The organism is Chryseobacterium sp. MYb264, from assembly GCF_035974275.1.
In the GTDB taxonomy this organism is placed as follows: Bacteria; Bacteroidota; Bacteroidia; order Flavobacteriales; family Weeksellaceae; genus Chryseobacterium.
Genome location: NZ_CP142422.1, coordinates 1407587 through 1426645, shown reverse-complemented (window position 1 = coordinate 1426645; position 19059 = coordinate 1407587). Strand labels below are relative to the sequence as shown.

Below are 19059 nucleotides of genomic sequence, written 5' to 3'. Positions count from 1 at the left end.
ATCTTTAAGTTTGATCGCTAAATCCAATAAAGTCTTTTTGAGCCTTTTGGGGTTACATTTGAAATTAGGTTAAACCTACTTATTAAAAATCTTCCATGGGATGAAAATTTTTAAGACGGTTGATTGTATCACTTGTCTTTAAATCGAAGCACAAATCCCTAGCCCCGATTGACCGGATACCCCGCAACTGGGTGGGAGAGTTTGAGAGTGGGAGGGCTTAGGGGATGGGGGATGGTGGAGCGCCTGGGGTGAGGAGTATGAGGGAAAGCGGGAAATAGCTCCAAAAAAAAATAATTTTTATCATTAATCTGTAACATTTACATTTAATAGCAACTAACTCTTCAGAGTAAGCAACCATGACTTTAGAACAAGAATTTCTCGCTAAAATTGAAAAGCATAAAGGAATCATTTTTAAGATTTCCAAAATGTACATGGATGATAAAGACGACCGAGATGATCTTTTTCAGGAGATCACGTTTCAGGTGTGGAAAGCTTATCCGAATTTTAAAGGTGAAAGTGAATTTTCTACATGGTTATACAGAGTGGCATTAAATACAGCTATTATTTTCCTTAAATCTGAGAAAAAAAGAAGTTTTATCGGAAATGAAGATTTTACCAATTACAAAATTGTACAGGAGGATTATGATTCTGAAAAAGAGGAGCGACTGAGCAAAATGTATGATGCTATTCATCAGCTGAACCCCATTGACAAAGCTTTTATCTTTTACTATCTCGAAGATTTTTCGGGAAGGGAAATCGCAGAGCAGATGGGAATCTCAGAAGGAAATGTGCGGGTGAAAATGAATCGCGCCAAAAATAAACTGAAAGATATCTTAAACTCAAAATAAGAAAATTCAGAATTTTATTAATCTGAATTTCTATAGTAACTTATTAAATCAACAACAATGAATATTGATGACCTAAAAAATACATGGAATGAGGACGATTCTCTTGAAGAAACTCCCGAAATCAGCATGGAGCATAAAAAAAAGATCCATCTTCCGCTCGAAAAAATACGAAAAAATATGCGGATGGAATTCTGGTCGACTGTGGGGATTTTTGTCTTTGCTTTTGCTTTGATAGCATTGTCTCAGGGTCCTTTTAAGTTTAAATTTTACATTACTATTCTCGTAGCATCGATGGTGTTTGTGACGTTTTTCTTTTACAGTCAGTTTTTTAAACTGTATAAAAACATGACCGACACGATGATGAAAACGTATGACAGCCTGCAGGATCTGCTGCATCAGTTTGATCTGAATAAGCAGTATTATCTTTCGTTTTATCTGTCATTTGTTCCATTTTTGGTGTGTGAGATCATTATTGTACTGGAGTTTATTCCGCGACCGGTTCCTTTGTCGGATCTTAAAATTGCAAGCATTCTGGTCGGAACAATGGTCATTGTAATGCCACTGTTATTTTTAATGGGAAAATATTGGTTTAAGGCCTTTTATGGGAAATACATTAAGCAGATTGAAAATTTATTGCTGGAGTTAAAGAAATAAAGTTTGGGTGGGCTGATAGCCTGCCCAAGTTATTTATTGCGTATAATAAGCAGGAAATTCTCTAAGTATAGCATACAGATCACGCCATTCAAAATATTTCGGACTCGCACTGCTAACTTCCAAAAAACCTTTATCCTCAAAAAGTTTCTTTGTTCGTGTGACATGAAAATATTGGGAGATGACAATAAGACTTTTAAACTGTAATTTTTTCTTCAACTGCATGGTGTTTTCAACGGTAGCTCTTGTATTATTTCCAAAATTATCAACCATAATCAATGAATTGGGAACTCCCTTTGATACAAGAAATTCCTTCATTTTATCACCTTCATAAAAACCTTCTTTTCCCAATCCTCCGCTTACGAGAATTTTTTTGACCCGATGATTTTTGTACAATTCAAGTCCGCTTTCGAGTCTCTTTTCCAATCGGGTAGACAACGTTCCGTCTTCGTTTACTTTATTGCCTAAAATAACGGCTATATCGGCTTTTTTACCTTCATCACTCAATCCGTCAATCGTGATATAAGTAGAATGAATCACAAACCATAACAGCAATCCACAGAAAATTATTTTTACAATTTTAATGAATGTTTTTATCATTGAATGATGATGCTATTTTGTCGTGTTTTCTTTCTCCTTTGTAATTTCATTTTTCACCCATTCAAGCTGAGGATCTTTCTTTTCAATAATATCTTCCATCGTTTCTGTCACCGTAACATCAGGCGTAACTCCTTTTTTAGTATGGGTAAATTCGATATTGGGCTGTACCAGAAGTAATCCGATTGGTAAATCAATTTTAGAATTGGGAAGTTTTTGATAAGAATAAAATCCGGCAACCGTTCCGTCGTTTGCGCCGCCCGTTTCTTCACCCACCAAAACAATTCGCTTATCATTTTTTAATTTTGAAGTGATAATAGACGAAGCAGAAAAACTACCACCATTAATCAAAACGAAAACTTTACCGTAAAAAGCATTTTTATTAGGTTTTGTTGATTTATCTGCTTTCATTTTATAATAAACTTTTCCGTCTTTTTTATATGTGCTGAAAGCCTGACTGAAAAAAAAACTCGGATAAAAAATACCTTTTAAAGCATATTGAAAAAGTTTACTCTTTCTGAAATAGCTCGTTTTCAAAGGGGTAATTTTGGAAGTTACCTGAGAGGGTTTGATTAAAACATAAGGTTCGGGAGCGAGATAGGAATATAAATTATTAATTTCATCCAAAGAACCTCCGTAATTATTTCTTACATCAATAATGAGGTATTTAGCACTTGATTTTTTGATATTTTCAAAGCTGGTTTTATAAAATTTATCAGAATATTCTCTTGAAAAACTTTTCACTTTTATGTAGGCGATTGAACTATCTTTATCTAAAAATTTAAAATTTCTGTTATAAGAATTATCAAAAGCTACATAATCATTTACTTTTTTCTCCTGAGTTCTTTTTTCCTGTTGTTTATCTTTTTCAAGGTCTGTTTTAGATTTTAATTCTCTTTTTAAAGTGTATGTTTTTTTTTCTCCATTATAAAGGGTTTCTATGGTTGCTTTGTCTTCAAAACCATTTTCAGCGGTATAAAAATTAAAAAAAACGTCTTTTAAAAAGTAAGGCTGAAAAGTATCATTAAAGCCGTCACTGCTTATCAGGCTTTTATATTTTTTCATAAAATCAGCTACCGGAATATTATTGATCGCTATTATTTCAGTTCCTGGTTTAATATTTTCTACAGAATCTTTATTTTTAATGATGTACAAATGCTCGCCTTTTACATAATATTCGAATCGGCTGAACATGGGTTTCTTAGTTTCCAGAACCTTAATTTCCTTTTTGGTAAATTTTCTCCTCGGAATTCTTAATGAAAGATGCCCTTCACGAACTTGAGCAATCACAGGCTGTAATTTAAAATAAAACTGAATAGGCGTTAAAGGCTGATCAATGGTTTGCTTAAGGCTGTCAAATTTGAAATCGAGATCTTTTTTTGAAATATACCAGTACAATTGGGGATGAAGTTGCTGTAATTTTAAATAGGCATAATCTACATCCTCTTTAAGTTTTTCAGGTGATATTTGGGAAGCCGTCTGTTCATTATGTTTTTTTATCGACACGCAGGAAGCGAGCGATAATGCGTACAATATCAGGAGATAATAATTTTTCAAGTCTTGTTTTTTTTGTGTTGCTAATATAAAAAAGTTTATCATTATAACTTGAATTTTAAGAAATAAAATATTCTCAATTTTTATAATTTTAGTTAAAATTAAAGGTATTTTTATTCCGGCTCGTCATATACGATAATGTCATACATTTGATGTTTAATTAAAGAAAATGATCTACTTAATTATTACCATTGTTGCTATTGTCTTACTATATTTTATCATTACAGGACAACAGGTTTTTGGTGCAGAAGCGAATGGGAAAAGGTTGGAAAGAATGCGCAAATCGAAGCATTATAAAAATAGTCAGTTTCAGAATTTAAGCCATACACCGTCTATTGCAGAAGGCTACAGCATGCCGAAAGTGATGTTTGATTTTATGGTGAAAAAGAAAGATCCATTATTAAAACCTTTGCATAATATTCCGTCTATTCATACAGATTTAGGAAGCTTTTCCAAAGATCAGGATGTGTTTATCTGGTTGGGGCATTCTTCATACTATATTCAAACGGATGGAGTTTCATTTTTAATTGATCCCGTGCTGAGTCTGTATGGCTCCCCGTTTAAATTTTTCAATAAAGCGTTCTCAGGAGCTGATATTTTTAAGCCTGAAGATATCCCGAGCATAGATTATTTGGTTATTACACACGATCATTACGACCATTTGGATTATCCAACGGTGAAAGCCATAAAGGATAGAGTAGGAAAGGTAATTGTGCCTTTGGGAGTTGGTGCGCATTTAGAAAGATGGGGTTATAAACCTGAGCAATTGATCGAAGAAGAATGGGGTGGTGAAGCTATTTTAAAGAATAGTCTGAAGATTACCTTTACGCCGGCAAGACATTTTTCCGGTAGAAAAATGAAAAGAAATGTCACACTTTGGACTTCCTATGTGTTGGAAACGCCTACGAAAAAATTATTCTTAGGTGGAGACAGCGGCTACGATACCCATTTTAAAATGATTGGTGAAACATATGGCCCTTTCGATTATATTTTTATTGAGAACGGACAGTACAATGAAGCCTGGAAATACATTCACGGTCTTCCCGAAGATGTAATCCAGGCTTGTATAGATTTGAAAGCAAAAAATATTATTCCGGTTCACTCTTCCAAGTTTGCGCTGGCTCTTCATGCATGGAACGAGCCGTTAAAAAAGGTAACGACTCTTGGAAAAGATCATAATCTGAATATTTTAACACCAATGATCGGTGAAAACGTTGACCTGAATAAATCAGACAATACGTTCAAAGCTTGGTGGGAAAATTAATCTAGGAGTGCCATATTTCATTATACCTTTTCGGATGATTTTCAAATTGTTGTCTCACGAAATCGCATTCCGGATCCACCATCAGATCTTTTTCTTCAACATATCGAACCAATTCGTCAAGAAGCATTTTGGCATAGCCTTGGCCTTCATGCTCCTCATTGAGTTTTGTGTAGTAAACGATCAGCAGCTTGCCGTCAATTTCAATAGACATATATCCGGCTTTCTTTTCATCAATTAATATCTGCAATTCATCTTGATATGGAGATATTTCAAACTTTATATTTTCCATAATATTGAGATTTGGTTAATTAAACTTTGGTTTTGAGAATTGTTCTCTACTTTAAAATTACACATTTTAATTCTATAAGCCAGGAGTTTGTACCGAAAAATTTTTGAATAAGATATAAAAATGCGAAAGCAATTGTAGTGTTTAATTATTTGTTTTTATGCCACGAATGCACTAATATTTTTTTGTTTCCTACAGATGGCGTGAATTTTCACAGCTGCTGCTGATATTTTTTTGCTTAACCTTTCCGGTCTTTTATAGGTAGAACGGCTTGGTGAGTCTTAAAGCGGTCAGTTGTACAACAACTTCGTGCTCTTTTTGTTCAGATATGAACGAATTTAACAAGACTATCATTTGCTGAGTAGAACGCCGTAGCGACCGGAAAATAATCAGCATTAAAGTAATTAAATCCTAGCGACCCTGGCGTTAAAAATAATGATTAGCCACGAATGCACCAATATTCTTATTTCCCACAGATCTCCTATAGATTTTCAGATCCTACTATTGATTTTTTATTGCTTGACCTTTGTGAACGGCTTGCTGAGACTTAAACCGGGAGTTGTCAAAAAAATTCGGGGTGGCTTCGTGTTCAATATGTAAAGTATAAGGAAAAGAATCTGTATCATTTGCAAAATCTGCGATAGCAAAAAATTTCATCCTACATGATCTATGCTTTTTTGCCTAGTCCCCAACTTTTGGGATCAGTTTCAAAACTTGGGGAGAAATTGTTTAGATGTATTTTTTGTCACGAATGCACGAATATTTTTATATTCCCCACAGATCCTGCTCTATTTGTTGGTTTTTCGCAAAGCCGCAAAGATATTTTTTAATACTTTATGTTTTTAAAACGCAAGGATTTTATCAAAGATAAAATGGATGGCTGAAAAATAATCGCCACGAATGCACGAATATTTTTATTTCGCCCAGATCGCAAAGATTTTCACAGATGCTGCTGTTTCTGTTGGTTTTTCGCAAAGGCGCAAAGATATTTTTTAATACTTTATGTTTTTAAGACGCAAGGATTTTATCAAAGATAAAATTGAGCGCTGCATATTATCGCCACGAATGCTCGAATATTTTTATTCCCCACAGATCCTGCTCTATTTGTTGGTTTTTCGCAAAGGCGCAAAGATATTTTTTAATACTTTATGTTTTTAAGACGCAAGGATTTTATCAAAGATAAAATGGATCAGTTTCAAAACTTGGGGAGAAATTCTTTAGATATTTTTTTGCCACGAATGCGCGAATATTTTTATTTCCCACGGATAGCACAGATTTACCACGGATGATATCGTTGATTTTCTTTGTTTAACCTTTGCGGTCTTTTATAGGTAGAACGGTTTGGTGAGACTTAAAACGGGAATTGTCAAAAAACTTGGGTTGGCTTCGTGTTCAATATGTAAAGTGTAAGGAAAAGAATCTGCATCAATTGCAAAATCTGCGAGAGCAAAAAATTTCATCTTACATGATCTGAACTTTTTTGCCTAGTCCCCAACTTTTGTACTTGATCCAACTTTTGTACTTGATCCGTATTCAGTGTTGGTATTCGTTTTATCTTGGTGTATAGTTAAAAAAGCTGCCGCATCAACATGCGGCAGCTCTATGTGAAAATTATTTAAATTTAGAAAATTCCATTTTCAAGACCTGGTGAAGGAGATGGAGATGGAGATGGAACCTGAGGCCCACTACTTGTGATTGGACAACTGTTTGTCAGATTGGTGGTTGCTGTTGCAGTACAAGTATCGGCACAAGTCCATCCTGTTTTGCTACAGTTGAAGATGCTCGTAAACATCTCTTTTCCTCCGTTGATTCCATTCATTTCGTCATTAGTTAGTTTCGTAATGCTTTTCTTGTTTAAAGAAAGTTTTTTGTTTTTCATAGTAGTTAATTGTAAAATGTTAATTATTAATTTTTCACAGTATGAAGATATGAAAAATATTTCATATAAAAATGATTTATTTTATTTTTTTATGAAAAATTTCAATTTTTGTTGTTTTTATTTTCATTTCGCTTCTGTGAGTTGTTATTTAATGAAGAATAATTCTAACCATTCATCATCTGTTGTCATATCATTAGATAATAATGCGAGATTAATTCCAATGAGACCATCAATAATGCTGTGTTTTTTTTCAATGAATTCATTGGTGAAACCCGGATAGTCTAAATATTCCACTGTTTTTTTTGCCCAAAATTTCTGAGCTGTTTTATATTCAGGGATCGGACTGTACGTGTATAATTTTTTATACATCATCGAAACGCCGCTCGATCCGTGGCAGAAATAGGGATCACTCACCATGGACGTTTCTTCGGTTAATTTATCAGTAGTTTTTATGCCGACTTTATCAGCAAAGATTTTCCATTCCTCTTTGTTAAAATATTCAGCCGCTTTATAAACTAATACCAGAGGTCCTAAGTCTCCATAACACCACGCCAATCTGGGATAAATTTCTTTTTTATCTTCATTAAAGTTCACAACAGAATAAAAGGCTCCTCCTAAATTTTCGTTTTGCAGAGTATAGGTGCTGTTGCTCAGTAAAAATTCTACGCCTTTTTTTATTGTATTTTCTACAATTTCTTTGTGTTTTGTAATTGAAATACTTTCAAAAAGGATAAGAAGAATTCCGGTTAATCCATGAGAAAGGCTTAAATTGGCTACTTGTGAATCTTTTTCTTCGCTTTCCACAAAGTTTTCAAACCAAATTCCATCTTCTGATATTTTTGCTTTTTCAGAAATGGCTAAAATTAAATCATCTAAAAAACCACTGTTTCCTCGAGAATTAAAGTAGTGAATGATTCCCAATGCACCGTGTAGACAATCAATTTTATTTTTTTGAATTTCCTCCATCGCATATTCGAACAGATGCAAATCAATCTCTTCGAACTCTTCTTCAACATCGAAATCAAGATCTAAGATAGGATTTACCGCATTTACAAGGTAGGTGAAGCTTGCCAGCCCGCTTCCATAGGCATTTCCTACGAATACGGCCTCGCTATTATTCATTCTGTCAAAAATATCGGATAATATTTCAATGGCTTTATCTTTATATTTTTCTTCTTTTAATGTTTTATAAAGTGTGGCATAATAGTAAGCAATAGCCGAATTTCCGTGCAGTAGGCAGTCGTATTTGGATGTTGATGATTCAATAATTTCATGAACCTTTTCAAACTTTTCTGTTAAATTTTTTTGCATTATAACTTGAAGGTAAAAATTGCTGAATTGATGAGGAGCAGCTTGATATTTAAAATAATAAAAGTAAGAAAGCTTCATTGGGCTTCAAAGGAAGCTTTCCTATTTTCAATGGGTTCGTCCGATTAAATACATGTTAAGGTAATTGTCGTAGGACCCGGGCAATACTGGAAGGTGTAATCCGGAGTCGGTACATCTACTATAGTCTCACACTTTTTAGACTGACAATTAAAAATACTTAGGAATGCTTCTTTACCTCCCTTAATACCTTTCATGTTGTCGTTCGATAATTTGGTAATGCTTTTCTTGTTTAGTTTTAGTTTTTTTTTCATAATTAATAAATTAAAGTTGATAATGTTTAGGAGTTTTTTATTTAATAGACGGATAGATGATAGACTGATGGATAATAGACGAATAGATGGTAGAATTTTTCTCTTTATAAGATTTCTTATACCATTTTATCTTTGAAATTCCCTTTAAATTATTCAACCCCTGTGGGTTATAATATCATGGAGTACTTATTCATAGGGTTTCACCCGGCGCTATTTACATTTAATCCCTTCAGGGGGTTATTAAGGTAAATTCAAAAAGAAAATAGTATTATTGTCTATTTTTCTATCGGTCTATCATCTATCCGTCTATTATATTTATAGCTTTAAGAGCCTGTTTAAAATTTTACCGTTTTATTTATTATTCGTATTGAAGTTGATCTTTGCTCCATTTTGATGCTCTTTTGAGCGTATTTCTCACTTCCTATTTTTGATTTAGCCCGCTAAATTTGCAAACACGAAGCAAAAAATCCATCTCAAAATAGCTGTAAAAATTTTTGGCAATAAAATTTAAACAGCCTCTAAGACTGCTTTTCCTTACTTGTGCTGTTGTATTTTTGTTGAGAAATCATTCCTTTATAATGTTTAGAAAGTAAAAAATAAAGCATCAACTCAAATAATCTGTTCTTTGAAGGAAAAATTCTGTTCATCATCATGTGAATATAACTTGATAAATAAAGGTGTATTGAAATCTGATGCTGGTTGCATTTTTCCAGTAAGGCATTGGCTGTCTTCAAAAAGTTCGGATGCTGCTTCTTTATTGAATTATAAAATAGACCGACATGATCTTCAGTCTCATTTTCGGAGATGATTTGATCTATAATTTTTCGGTTATCCCGATAAATACTATTGAGCTGTTTAGAATTAAACTCAGTAAAACCAAATTCAGCTTTAAAAGATTCGCTCATCTGAGTGATGACAAATTCTTTCATTTCAAGCTGATTGTTAAGGAATGTATTTAAATAATAATCTATATTTTTCAAGGCCAGCTTCCATGTAGCTTCCTCTTTATCCGGAAGTTCTGAAACTTCTTTAAGAATGGAAAGACAGTTTAAACTGTCTGTCTGGAACAGGTCTTCCACATCATCAATCAGAATAGGATTGTATCTTTCCATTTCCCTTGTGTAGGTGGATATCTCATATTTCCAAACAATATCATTAGCGATGAGTTTTTCTGTGTTTTTATAGAAGAAATCACTGATTTTTTCTATAACTTCCCGATCTGAAATATGGAATCTGATTCTCAGATGGAAACTGGGATCATTATATCGAATAAAGAAAAATTTATTGATTTCCTTTTTTGAAAGCAGCCTTTTCACAAAGGGAAGCAGCTTTTTTACCAAAAACTGGTCGGCATGAGAAGAACTTATATAGAGTTTATAGTATAACCAAGATGAGCCTGGAGGAAAATTTGTTTGAATTGAGTTCATGTTTTTAGCCTTTATATAATGATAAATTGAATTGATTTCTATAGATGTTTTTATTGACGTCCTTTACAGCATTACAATTGCCATCAAATACAAATTCTTTAATGACAAAAGAATTATTTTTATCAATAAGATCCCAAAGAATTTGAGAATAATCATCCTGAAGCAAATGAATATAAAGTTCATTGTCTCCATAAGCCTGTACTATTTCGTCCGGGAGATTATAATAGGTTTTAAACGTACTCAGAACATTCTCTATTTTCAGATTCGGATTTTCTTTTTTAAATTTCTGAACATTTATATTCCACTTGGCTAATGATAAAATCACATTTTTGTATCGGATACGGGGTAAGAAATCTAAATCGAAATCCGGAATTTGAAATGCAGTCATCAATTTATCCTGATACTGCAAATCTCCTAAAAATTTAAAAATAGGAAGATCGGAAAGAGAATAGTTATAAGCATTGGTATGGAAAACTTTAATCTCTTTTTTCAGTTTTTTTGACTGTATGACAATTCTGCTGTTTTTTATACGAATCGTAAGATCTGATATTGGAATTTTATACTCATCCCTCTGAGACGACTTGCTCAGACAAGTGATTTCATATTTTCTCATATTCTGTGGGCGAATCATTACATTACCCGTTCGTGGATTAGGAAGGTAATAAAGTTCGGCATTTAACAGATGATTGTTCACCTGCTCTTCATAAAGAGAAATGTTTTTTACCAGATGATCAATATCCTGATGTAAATGTGAAAATCGGGACATCATTTTGGCTCCTGAATTATCACCAAAGAAATTCAGGGAAATCAAATGTTCATCGTTTAAAATTTCAAAAAAGCAAGAAGCGGTGGTATGTAAATTATTGCCTTCTTCCAGATCAAAATCATCTTTAGTCAAAATAACTTCTTTTTGACCTCTGTTTACCGCATGCAGAATTTTATTAAGCAGAATGCCCTCATATTTGGTATTCCAAGACTTAAAGCTTTGCTGATTATTCTGAACCGGAAGATAAAATCCTTTTATCAGACTATTCGTATAGTCGTCATGTTTTAACGGATAACCAATCCCAATATCATTGTCCATGACCTTGATAAGATCGACTTCCCGGTCTTCATATCTTTCGTAAAATTTTGTTTTAAACTCAGTTATGCTGGTGTGGGATTGGGTAGGAGGGCTTATGTTGATGCAGAAATTAACGGCATCCATGACGTCGTTGATAATGTTTTTGCTTAATTTTGCCGTGTTAAAATGCGTAAAACTATCAACCTGAAATATTTTGTTGTAGTCGAAGTTGATGTCTAAACTTTTTAGATTTTCTATGATTGATTCATAAAGAGGAATTGCACTTTCTTCGATATCGCTGGCATTAATTTTTTCAATATCCCCGCAAATGGTCTCTAAAACTTTAGTGATTTCAGATTCAGGAACGCGTGCATTCAAAATTTTATAAATGGCAAGGGTGTTGTCGGGTTCTGTAAGCGAAGGGGTTAGCTCGCTTAATATCAAACGGGATTCTATACATTCCGTGATAAAATCGAAAACATCCTCAAAAGATAAATCGCTGTCCAGGGAAAGTATATATTCTACCAATTCTTTTTTTGATATTCCGTTCTTGCTTTTTGTAAGTATTTTATAAAGGTAAAAGGATTTATCAACAGATGAAACCTCAAGAATATATCGATTCTCATTAAGTTTATTTTCCAGATATCTTATTTTATCGTCGATGGCATACATGCTGTCATTTGGATAATATAAAATTTCATTGCTGATCACGGGGTCTTTTTCAAGAAGTTCTACAATTCTGCATACCACGGCCATATCCAGTCTTGCTTTTCTGCTTATTTTATTGTTGAAAGTGATCTCTGAATCATCCTGTGTAGTTTCACCAATCGAAATTCCGGAAAATAATCCAAATGGAGTAGTACGGGTTTGCATGCGCATCCAGTATTTTTTCAGCGTATTTTCTATCCTTTTTCTATCTTTTCCATTTTTTAAGTCGTTTTCTTCGTATTTAAGCATTTCTTCATAAAGCGTTCTTGAAGCAATATAGATGCCTTCTCTGAAAAGATTATTTTTATAGGTAAATTCCTCAGATTTTGAATTAAAAGGCAATAATGGGGTTCGGATTATAAATTTATCAAATGCTTTATAGGTTGGCATGTCGTTGAGTTAAGTGGTTATTATTTCGTTTTAAAATGGATTATTTTTTATTAAAAAATTCGATCACAGTTGTATTAAATTCCTGTGGTTTTTCTTTAGGAACCTCATGGCCAGAATCTTTAAATATTTTTAATGAAGAATTTTTAATAGTTTTGGCAATAAGCTCAGTGTGCGATTGTTTTATAAAATCGTTTTGCCCGGACATTACTAAAACTGGGATTTTTATTTCGTGTAAATCATTGAATTTTAGGTGAGGCTCAGTCAGTAATAGATGGGTTAGTCGATATTGTACATCATCTGCCTTCATGCCTTCAACTTTAAAATGATCTATTCTTTTTTGCAATAAACGGTTAATTCTTTTGTCAACAGATTCATCAGAATTAAACAATACAGCTGAGAGAATTGCAAGTTTTGCCACTTGTGCAGGATATTTCTCTGCGAGTATGATACCAGTATTGGCTCCGTCACTCCATCCTAAAATATTTGCTTTTTTTAGGTTAAGTTTTTCCATCAAGGAATGTACATCCTCCGCAAAAAGTTCATAGGTTAATTTTTCATCGTTACAGGTCGATTTTCCTTGACATCGTGTGTCTATTGCGATGACACGAAAATGTTTGGCTAATTCTTCAACCTGCATATTAAAGGAAAAAATAGATTCGTTATTTCCATGAAGCAAAATAAGATCAGGACCTGTTCCGTATACTTCATAATAAAGCCGCACTCCGTTGATCTCTTCATACTTTCCTTTGTCTGGATTGTCTCCAAGAATATAATCTGAGCCTGCCTGGCTGTTGTCAATAAAAAAAGAAGGCTTTTTCGCATATTTTTTATCTTCAGAGATGCTTAGCTTCGCGATTGAATTGGGTTCACTAAAATACCAATTGTTGACTTGCTTATCTTTAAAATCAGATTGATAAATAGGCTCCTGGGAATGATTGTTTTTAATATTAAGGACAATGTCATTAAAATAAAATTTCGCTTTGCCGGAGAAATAAAAACCAAAAGCAAGAGATTCAGCTTCTTTGTCTATGCTGCCTGAAATGGTATAATCAAACCACTCATTCGGCTTGAAGGAGTCAGACATCTGTTGCATATCCATTATTGGTTTACCCAGTATTTTTCCGTCTTTTAAACTGAATACAATAGGAATAGCCCCCGCATTATTGTTATTTCTTTCAATAAATGCTTTTGAAGTATAAGTAAATTTCTTTCCTTGAAAGTTTTTTATATTAATAATTTGATATACAATTGATGTATTATTTTCAGCTAAAATCATTATTGGAGCAAAATATAAAGTAAATATGATTAAGTTAAAAAAAATTCTCATAGACTGTATTGGTATAACCAAATTACAAAAAAAAATGATTTAATTCTACTTTTAGGGATTTTTTATATTGGTAATTAATTATATTGTTGATAATCAGTTGTTTTATTTTAAAAAATACTTTCTAAAGCTTTTGTGGTGCGCGAAAAATATTTAGAGGCTGTTTAAATTTTATTGCCAAAAATTTTTATAGCTATTTTGAGATGGATTTTTTGCTTCGTGTTTGCAGATTTAGCGGGCTCAATCAAAAATAGGAAGTGAAAAATACGCTCAAAAGAGCATCAAAATTGAGCAAAGATCAACTTCATTAAGGATAATAAATAAAACGGTAAAATTTTAAACAGGCTCTTAAAATTCAAAAATAAATATTACAAAGGTCAAAATCCGGTGGTTATTTATAGCCGAAATAAAAATAACGGCAAAAAATATAAACATATTGACAAGAAGATTTATGTCCATAAAGAAAAGCATGGCAAAGGTCATCATCACGATTAATTCAACTATCAACTATACATTCAATTTTCAAACGACAGGTCATTCGATCAGCCGTTTGTTTTTTATTTAATCTAGTCTTTAGTTTCAACGAAGGTGAAGTTTCGTATCCGAAATAGTATAAATCTCCATCTTCGAGCCTATTAATAATTTTATCAATTAAGATTATTTTCCTCTTTAACTTCTGTTTGAATTTTATAATTTTGCTCCATGGAATCCAGAGAAACAATAAAAGGTTTTTATGAGCGAAATGCTCAGAATCAAGGTTTGCAATGTATTAAAACGCCGGGAGTTGGGCATTTCAATGTATTTTCGCGTGAACATTGTTCATCCATTACGCCTTATAGCCGAAGAGATTACTATAAAATTTCATTGATTATAGGAAAGGGAAAGCTTCATTATGCGGACAAATGGATTCATGTTGATCGACCTGCCTTACTGTTTTCAAATCCTGTAATTCCGTATTCTTGGGAAGCTGACGACGATGATCAGAAAGGTTTTTTCTGCCTTTTTACTGATCATTTTTTACATGATGGAAACCGTTTGGGAATGCTTCAGGATTCACCGCTTTTCAGAATTGGCGGAACTCCGATCTTCTTTATTGATGAGGATCAACAGAAAACTGTTTCAGATATTTTTATTAAAATGATGACCGAAATTCAATCGGATTATCTGCATAAATATGATATGCTGCGCGCTTATCTTCATCTTCTGATTCATGAAACGGTGAAAATGCAGCCTGCAGAAAATTTTGAACCCTATCAAAATGCTTCACAGCGAGTGGCTTCGTTATTCATGGAATTGCTTGAAAGACAGTTTCCCATCGACAGTCCGGAACGTTTTTTAAGATTAAAAAGTCCTGTGGATTATGCCGAGAATTTATCTATTCATGTGAATTCTCTCAACCGCTCAGTAAAAGAAATTACCGGAAGAACAACCAGCCAGCAGATTACTTCAAGAATTATTCAGGAAGCAAATGCTTTATTAAAGCATACGGATTGGAACGTCTCGGAAATCGCCTACGGATTGGGGTTTGAAGAACCTGCTTATTTCACCAATTATTTTAAAAAGCAAACAGGAATGACTCCGAATGCTGTTCGAACAGCTGTTGTTTGATTTTTATAATTCTTCGTTTGATTTCTATATTGCAATCGTTGCGTTTCAGTTATAATTTTGCTCTATAAATTTTAAATCACAAGCTATCATGAAATTTAGAAAATTAGGAAACACGGGAGAGCAGCTATCTGCTATTGGATTAGGATGTATGGGGATGAGCTTTGCGTATGGCCCGACAGACGAACAGGAAAGTATCAGTACCTTACATAAGGCACTGGATTTAGGTGTGAATTTTCTCGATACTGCTGATATGTATGGTAATGGGGAGAATGAAAAATTGATATCCAAAGTATTGGTTCCGAATCGCGACAAGATTTTTATTGCGACAAAATTCGGATTCAGATTTAAAGACGGTAAAGCCAGCCACAGCGGGGCGCCGGGAACTTATTTTGATGGTTCTCCTGAATGGATCAAAAAAGCAGTTGACTTGAGTCTTCAAAGATTAAAAATTGATGAAATCGACTTGTACTATGCGCATAGAGTAGACCCTAATATTCCAGTTGAGGAAACGGTGGGAGCAATGGCAGATTTGGTAAAAGCCGGAAAAGTAAAATATTTAGGTCTATCGGAGGCTTCTCCGGAATCAATTCGAAAAGCGAATAAAATTCACCCGATTACCGCTTTACAGTCAGAATATTCATTATTGACAAAAGATGTGGAAAAGAAAATTTTACCGACAATCAGAGAGTTGGGAATTACATTAGTTCCGTATTCTCCTTTAGCAAGAGGCCTTTTCTCAAATATCAATGATGTTCAGAATTTTGGAGATGAAGATTTTAGAAAATTACTTCCTCGTTATCAGGAGGAATATTTGGAAAATAACAGAAATTTAGCAAAAGAACTTAATGAATTTGCTGAATCAAAAGGGATAAAAGGAACTCAATTAGCATTGGCTTGGGTGCTGAATCAAGGTGAAGATATTATTCCGATTCCGGGTACAAAACGTATCAAATATCTGGAAGAAAACATTGCTGCGGTAAATGTAGATCTTTCTCAATCTGATTTGGAAACGATCAATACGATCTTACAAAAATATCCGAATGTTGGCGAAAGATACGGCGAAGGTTCTATGAAATTAGTAAATAATTAAAAATTATACGATTTAGATTCCTGAATTTATTTTCAGGGATTTAAATTTTTTATGAAAAGATTTAAGAATAGAAATGAAAACTCTTAAAGAAAAAAATCAATTTATTGCCACCATTTTAGCTTTTGCTGTGATTCCGATGTCGGGTTTGGCAACAGATATCTATTTACCATCAATGCCAAGTATGGCAACCGATCTTCATCAGCCTGAAAGTAATATTCAGCTTACATTATCCATATTTTTAATCAGTTACGGACTGACTCAGTTTTTTGCAGGAAGTATCGTAGATTCTTTCGGAAGATATAGGGTTTCAATGGCTTCTTTAGCGTTATTTGTAGTTTCATTTTTAATCACAGCCACTACTCAGAATATTTTCGTGATTTATGTGATGCGTGTTTTACAGGGAATTTTATCCGGATTCGCTGTAGTGTCAAAACGTGCTTTTTTTGTAGATGTATATGAAGGGGAGGAAAGGAAGCATTATTTGAGTATCATGACGATTGTATGGTCTGTTGGACCTATCATTGCGCCTTTTATTGGTGGATATTTGCAGAAAATTTTCGGATGGCAGTCAAACTTCTATGTTCTGGCGGGGTACAGTTTATTGCTTTTAATTTTAGAGTTTATATTTTCCGGTGAAACGTTGAAAAAAAGAAATCCTTTTCATGTTCAGTTTCTTTTGAAAGAATATGAATCTATGTTTAAGGCAAAAGACTTCTTTTACGGAATGGTGATGTGCGGATTGAGTTATTCGATGATTATGTTCTTTAACCTATGCGGTTCTTTCATTATTGAACACAAGATGGGCTATTCTGAAGTGGTTGCAGGCTATGTTTCTTTGATTCTCGGATTTGCCTGGATGACGGGTGGATTTTTAGGAAAAGCATTAATCAATAAAGCATTTTTGCCTAAAATTCGTTATGCTAACTTTATCCAATTATTTTTAATCATTTTGATGTTTATTGCATCATATTTTTCAAATAATATTTACAGCTTGGTCGCATTTGCATTTGTAATTCACGTAACGGCCGGATTTATTTTTAATAATTACTTTTCTTATTGTATCGGAAGGTTCCCGAATTCTGCTGGAATTGCCGGTGGTTTAACGGGCGGAATTGCCTTTATCATTACATCAGCCATCAGCTACGGAATTGTAGCAATCATCAAACCTCAGATTCAGTTGGAAGTGGCAGAAGGTTATTTTGTGCTGGGAGTTTTAGGATTATTTATTCTAAGTATGATCAAATTAAGAAAGGCTCACGCGTAAAGATACACGCTCTAATAGTTAAATTTTCTAGAAGCTATTTAAACAATAAATCCTCTCATTATCGAGAGGATTTATCTTTTTAATATCAGGAATGCCTGAAAAGTTGTGTGCTTTGTTATGGACGAACCAATTTTATTTTTACTTTAAATTTCTCCAAAAACTAATTCCGAAGTATATAATTTTCTGAACATAAGATAAGTAACTGAAAGTACGGTGAAGGCTACAATAGCATCAATGGTTGCCGGAAAGCCCAATACTGCAATTTTTGAAAAGAAGGCGAAGATAATATCAAAGAACATTCCTGCGAAAACCCATTCTTTCAGTCGTAGTAATCGATTAGGAACTAATAAAACTAAAATTCCGGATAATTTGAATACTCCTAAAATGTAGATAAAATGCGGTGGATAGCCTAATTGCCTTGTGATATCCCATACTACAGGATTTTTTGTGAGTTCAAAAAAACCGCTTGCCCCGAACCATAATGACATAAAAATTGCTCCTGACCAAAAGATGATTTTTGTTGTTTTTGTTTTCATTTTTTTATTGTTTTAAGTTGTTAATATTTTTATTTTGATTTTTTTGATTGAAATATTTTAACACAAATTCCACGAATGTTTTTCATTAATTTCCATGAATATTATAATTGTGTTTAGAAAGAAGATTTTGTAGAACCCACGATTTCTCCGGTTTTTACATTTTGAATCATTCCGATAATTTCCCAATCATTGGTGTTGAAGTTTTCCGGAAGTTTAAAACTCGTTGTTCCTTCTGTTGAATTTTTTAAAGAAATTTGATTTTGTTGATGAACAATCTGCCAATGCACCAAATGACGACCTTCATTTTCACCTCTTTGTACATTTGTTGAAGACTTTTTTTCAACTAAAGTGATTAATAATTTGTTTTGAGAATTATTTTCCGCAGTTTTAAAATTTATAGTAATTTCTTTCTCAGAGACTTTAGTGGACAAATCAATTTTAGTATTGTTAGAATTTAATAAAGCTGTTTGAATTCCGTTTTCTACAGCATCTCGATCAGAACCAACGAATTCTTTTTTTCCGTTTACAACCAATTGCGGTGTGTAAACCTGTGATCGTAAAGTCTGGGCATATTGTTGCTGACGTTTCGAATTTTCAATGCTGCTAAACTTATCTTTCCAACCCAGATTATTCCAGTAATCAACGTGATAGGCGAGGATGTAGACGGGTTGATCTTTATATTGTTTTTCAATTTCACCCATCAGCTGATCTGCAGGCGGACAGCTCGAGCAGCCTTCTGAGGTAAACAGTTCCAGAACGGCAAAGCCACGATCATTTGAAGTATGATTTTGATAAATTTCTTCAGTTTTATCCGTGCAGGAAAAAGCTGAAACGGTGAACATAATGGCTACGAAAGCGGCGGTTCCTATTAGATTTTTAAGTATCATTTCTTTTAATTTTATTCAAAAGTAGATACCTTGCCTTCGCAAA

Annotated in this window: 17 protein-coding genes; 6 read left to right on the top strand and 11 right to left on the bottom strand. The window is 33.5% G+C overall.

What is annotated here, in order from left to right; translation table 11 throughout:
• The first annotated feature begins 356 nt into the window (after nucleotides 1-356).
• Both VUJ46_RS06055 and VUJ46_RS06050 read left to right on the top strand, forming a co-directional pair.
• A complete protein-coding gene (locus tag VUJ46_RS06055; protein ID WP_326984107.1) occupies nucleotides 357-848 on the top strand; it encodes an RNA polymerase sigma factor in 492 nt (163 codons plus the stop codon).
• A 57-nt stretch (nucleotides 849-905) separates the two neighbouring features.
• Nucleotides 906-1502 (top strand): hypothetical protein, encoded by a 597-nt coding sequence (locus tag VUJ46_RS06050; RefSeq protein WP_326984106.1) that lies wholly within the window; start codon nucleotides 906-908, stop codon nucleotides 1500-1502.
• Between the two features lie 33 nt (nucleotides 1503-1535).
• Here VUJ46_RS06050 and VUJ46_RS06045 read toward each other — a convergent pair whose 3' ends face one another.
• Both VUJ46_RS06045 and VUJ46_RS06040 read right to left on the bottom strand, forming a co-directional pair.
• Nucleotides 1536-2099 (bottom strand): YdcF family protein, encoded by a 564-nt coding sequence (locus VUJ46_RS06045; RefSeq protein WP_326984105.1) that lies wholly within the window; start codon nucleotides 2097-2099, stop codon nucleotides 1536-1538.
• 12 nt (nucleotides 2100-2111) lie between these two features.
• Complete coding sequence (locus tag VUJ46_RS06040; RefSeq protein ID WP_326984104.1) at nucleotides 2112-3653, bottom strand: S41 family peptidase; 1542 nt, start codon at nucleotides 3651-3653, stop codon at nucleotides 2112-2114.
• 166 nt (nucleotides 3654-3819) lie between these two features.
• Between VUJ46_RS06040 and VUJ46_RS06035 the strand changes: the two genes are divergently transcribed.
• The gene (locus VUJ46_RS06035) at nucleotides 3820-4914 is read left to right on the top strand and encodes an MBL fold metallo-hydrolase (protein WP_326984103.1); all 1095 of its coding nucleotides are present in this window, start codon (nucleotides 3820-3822) and stop codon (nucleotides 4912-4914) included.
• 1 nt (nucleotide 4915) lies between these two features.
• Here VUJ46_RS06035 and VUJ46_RS06030 read toward each other — a convergent pair whose 3' ends face one another.
• The 7 genes from VUJ46_RS06030 to VUJ46_RS06000 all read right to left on the bottom strand — a co-directional run bounded on the left by VUJ46_RS06030 (nucleotide 4916) and on the right by VUJ46_RS06000 (nucleotide 13583).
• Complete coding sequence (locus VUJ46_RS06030; RefSeq protein ID WP_326984102.1) at nucleotides 4916-5203, bottom strand: GNAT family N-acetyltransferase; 288 nt, start codon at nucleotides 5201-5203, stop codon at nucleotides 4916-4918.
• A gap of 1618 nt (nucleotides 5204-6821) precedes the next feature.
• Entirely contained in the window at nucleotides 6822-7079 is a 258-nt protein-coding gene (locus VUJ46_RS06025) for a class I lanthipeptide (protein WP_326984101.1), read from the bottom strand.
• 144 nt (nucleotides 7080-7223) lie between these two features.
• Complete coding sequence (locus VUJ46_RS06020) at nucleotides 7224-8390, bottom strand: lanthionine synthetase LanC family protein (RefSeq protein WP_326984100.1); 1167 nt, start codon at nucleotides 8388-8390, stop codon at nucleotides 7224-7226.
• Nucleotides 8391-8512: 122 nt separating this feature from the next.
• Complete coding sequence (locus VUJ46_RS06015) at nucleotides 8513-8719, bottom strand: class I lanthipeptide (RefSeq protein WP_326984099.1); 207 nt, start codon at nucleotides 8717-8719, stop codon at nucleotides 8513-8515.
• A gap of 518 nt (nucleotides 8720-9237) precedes the next feature.
• On the bottom strand, nucleotides 9238-10146 hold the full coding sequence (locus VUJ46_RS06010; protein WP_326984098.1) for a thiopeptide-type bacteriocin biosynthesis protein: 909 nt from the start codon (nucleotides 10144-10146) through the stop codon (nucleotides 9238-9240).
• 4 nt (nucleotides 10147-10150) lie between these two features.
• Nucleotides 10151-12307 carry a lantibiotic dehydratase family protein gene (locus VUJ46_RS06005; RefSeq protein ID WP_326984097.1) on the bottom strand — a complete coding sequence of 719 codons (2157 nt, stop codon included), beginning with the start codon at nucleotides 12305-12307 and terminating at the stop codon, nucleotides 10151-10153.
• Nucleotides 12308-12347: 40 nt separating this feature from the next.
• Nucleotides 12348-13583, bottom strand: a complete 1236-nt coding sequence (locus VUJ46_RS06000; protein ID WP_326984096.1) for an alpha/beta fold hydrolase — start codon at nucleotides 13581-13583, stop codon at nucleotides 12348-12350.
• 750 nt (nucleotides 13584-14333) lie between these two features.
• On the opposite strand from VUJ46_RS06000, the gene VUJ46_RS05995 reads away from it, so the two are divergent.
• From VUJ46_RS05995 to VUJ46_RS05985, 3 genes are all read left to right on the top strand, one after another.
• Nucleotides 14334-15239, top strand: coding sequence for a helix-turn-helix domain-containing protein (locus tag VUJ46_RS05995; RefSeq protein ID WP_326984095.1), 906 nt, complete (start codon nucleotides 14334-14336; stop codon nucleotides 15237-15239).
• An 88-nt stretch (nucleotides 15240-15327) separates the two neighbouring features.
• Nucleotides 15328-16329: an aldo/keto reductase gene (locus tag VUJ46_RS05990; protein ID WP_326984094.1), complete on the top strand. Its 1002-nt coding sequence runs from the start codon at nucleotides 15328-15330 to the stop codon at nucleotides 16327-16329.
• 73 nt (nucleotides 16330-16402) lie between these two features.
• The gene (locus VUJ46_RS05985) at nucleotides 16403-17593 is read left to right on the top strand and encodes an MFS transporter (protein ID WP_326984093.1); all 1191 of its coding nucleotides are present in this window, start codon (nucleotides 16403-16405) and stop codon (nucleotides 17591-17593) included.
• 143 nt (nucleotides 17594-17736) lie between these two features.
• Here the strand turns inward: VUJ46_RS05985 and VUJ46_RS05980 are convergent, their stop codons facing one another.
• Both VUJ46_RS05980 and VUJ46_RS05975 read right to left on the bottom strand, forming a co-directional pair.
• Nucleotides 17737-18129 carry a DoxX family protein gene (locus VUJ46_RS05980; protein WP_326984092.1) on the bottom strand — a complete coding sequence of 131 codons (393 nt, stop codon included), beginning with the start codon at nucleotides 18127-18129 and terminating at the stop codon, nucleotides 17737-17739.
• A 113-nt stretch (nucleotides 18130-18242) separates the two neighbouring features.
• The gene (locus VUJ46_RS05975; protein WP_326984091.1) at nucleotides 18243-19016 is read right to left on the bottom strand and encodes a DUF1223 domain-containing protein; all 774 of its coding nucleotides are present in this window, start codon (nucleotides 19014-19016) and stop codon (nucleotides 18243-18245) included.
• Nucleotides 19017-19059: the final 43 nt, after the last annotated feature.

Coding starts and splice junctions, on each gene's coding strand:
- VUJ46_RS06000 (WP_326984096.1), bottom strand. CDS start 13,583: ATGATTTTAGCTGAAAATAATACATCAATTGTATATCAAATTATTAAT.
- VUJ46_RS06015 (WP_326984099.1), bottom strand. CDS start 8,719: ATGAAAAAAAAACTAAAACTAAACAAGAAAAGCATTACCAAATTATCG.
- VUJ46_RS05975 (WP_326984091.1), bottom strand. CDS start 19,016: ATGATACTTAAAAATCTAATAGGAACCGCCGCTTTCGTAGCCATTATG.
- VUJ46_RS06055 (WP_326984107.1), top strand. CDS start 357: ATGACTTTAGAACAAGAATTTCTCGCTAAAATTGAAAAGCATAAAGGA.
- VUJ46_RS06050 (WP_326984106.1), top strand. CDS start 906: ATGAATATTGATGACCTAAAAAATACATGGAATGAGGACGATTCTCTT.
- VUJ46_RS06035 (WP_326984103.1), top strand. CDS start 3,820: ATGATCTACTTAATTATTACCATTGTTGCTATTGTCTTACTATATTTT.
- VUJ46_RS05985 (WP_326984093.1), top strand. CDS start 16,403: ATGAAAACTCTTAAAGAAAAAAATCAATTTATTGCCACCATTTTAGCT.
- VUJ46_RS06010 (WP_326984098.1), bottom strand. CDS start 10,146: ATGAACTCAATTCAAACAAATTTTCCTCCAGGCTCATCTTGGTTATAC.
- VUJ46_RS06030 (WP_326984102.1), bottom strand. CDS start 5,203: ATGGAAAATATAAAGTTTGAAATATCTCCATATCAAGATGAATTGCAG.
- VUJ46_RS05990 (WP_326984094.1), top strand. CDS start 15,328: ATGAAATTTAGAAAATTAGGAAACACGGGAGAGCAGCTATCTGCTATT.
- VUJ46_RS05980 (WP_326984092.1), bottom strand. CDS start 18,129: ATGAAAACAAAAACAACAAAAATCATCTTTTGGTCAGGAGCAATTTTT.
- VUJ46_RS06025 (WP_326984101.1), bottom strand. CDS start 7,079: ATGAAAAACAAAAAACTTTCTTTAAACAAGAAAAGCATTACGAAACTA.
- VUJ46_RS06020 (WP_326984100.1), bottom strand. CDS start 8,390: ATGCAAAAAAATTTAACAGAAAAGTTTGAAAAGGTTCATGAAATTATT.
- VUJ46_RS06005 (WP_326984097.1), bottom strand. CDS start 12,307: ATGCCAACCTATAAAGCATTTGATAAATTTATAATCCGAACCCCATTA.
- VUJ46_RS06045 (WP_326984105.1), bottom strand. CDS start 2,099: ATGATAAAAACATTCATTAAAATTGTAAAAATAATTTTCTGTGGATTG.
- VUJ46_RS05995 (WP_326984095.1), top strand. CDS start 14,334: ATGGAATCCAGAGAAACAATAAAAGGTTTTTATGAGCGAAATGCTCAG.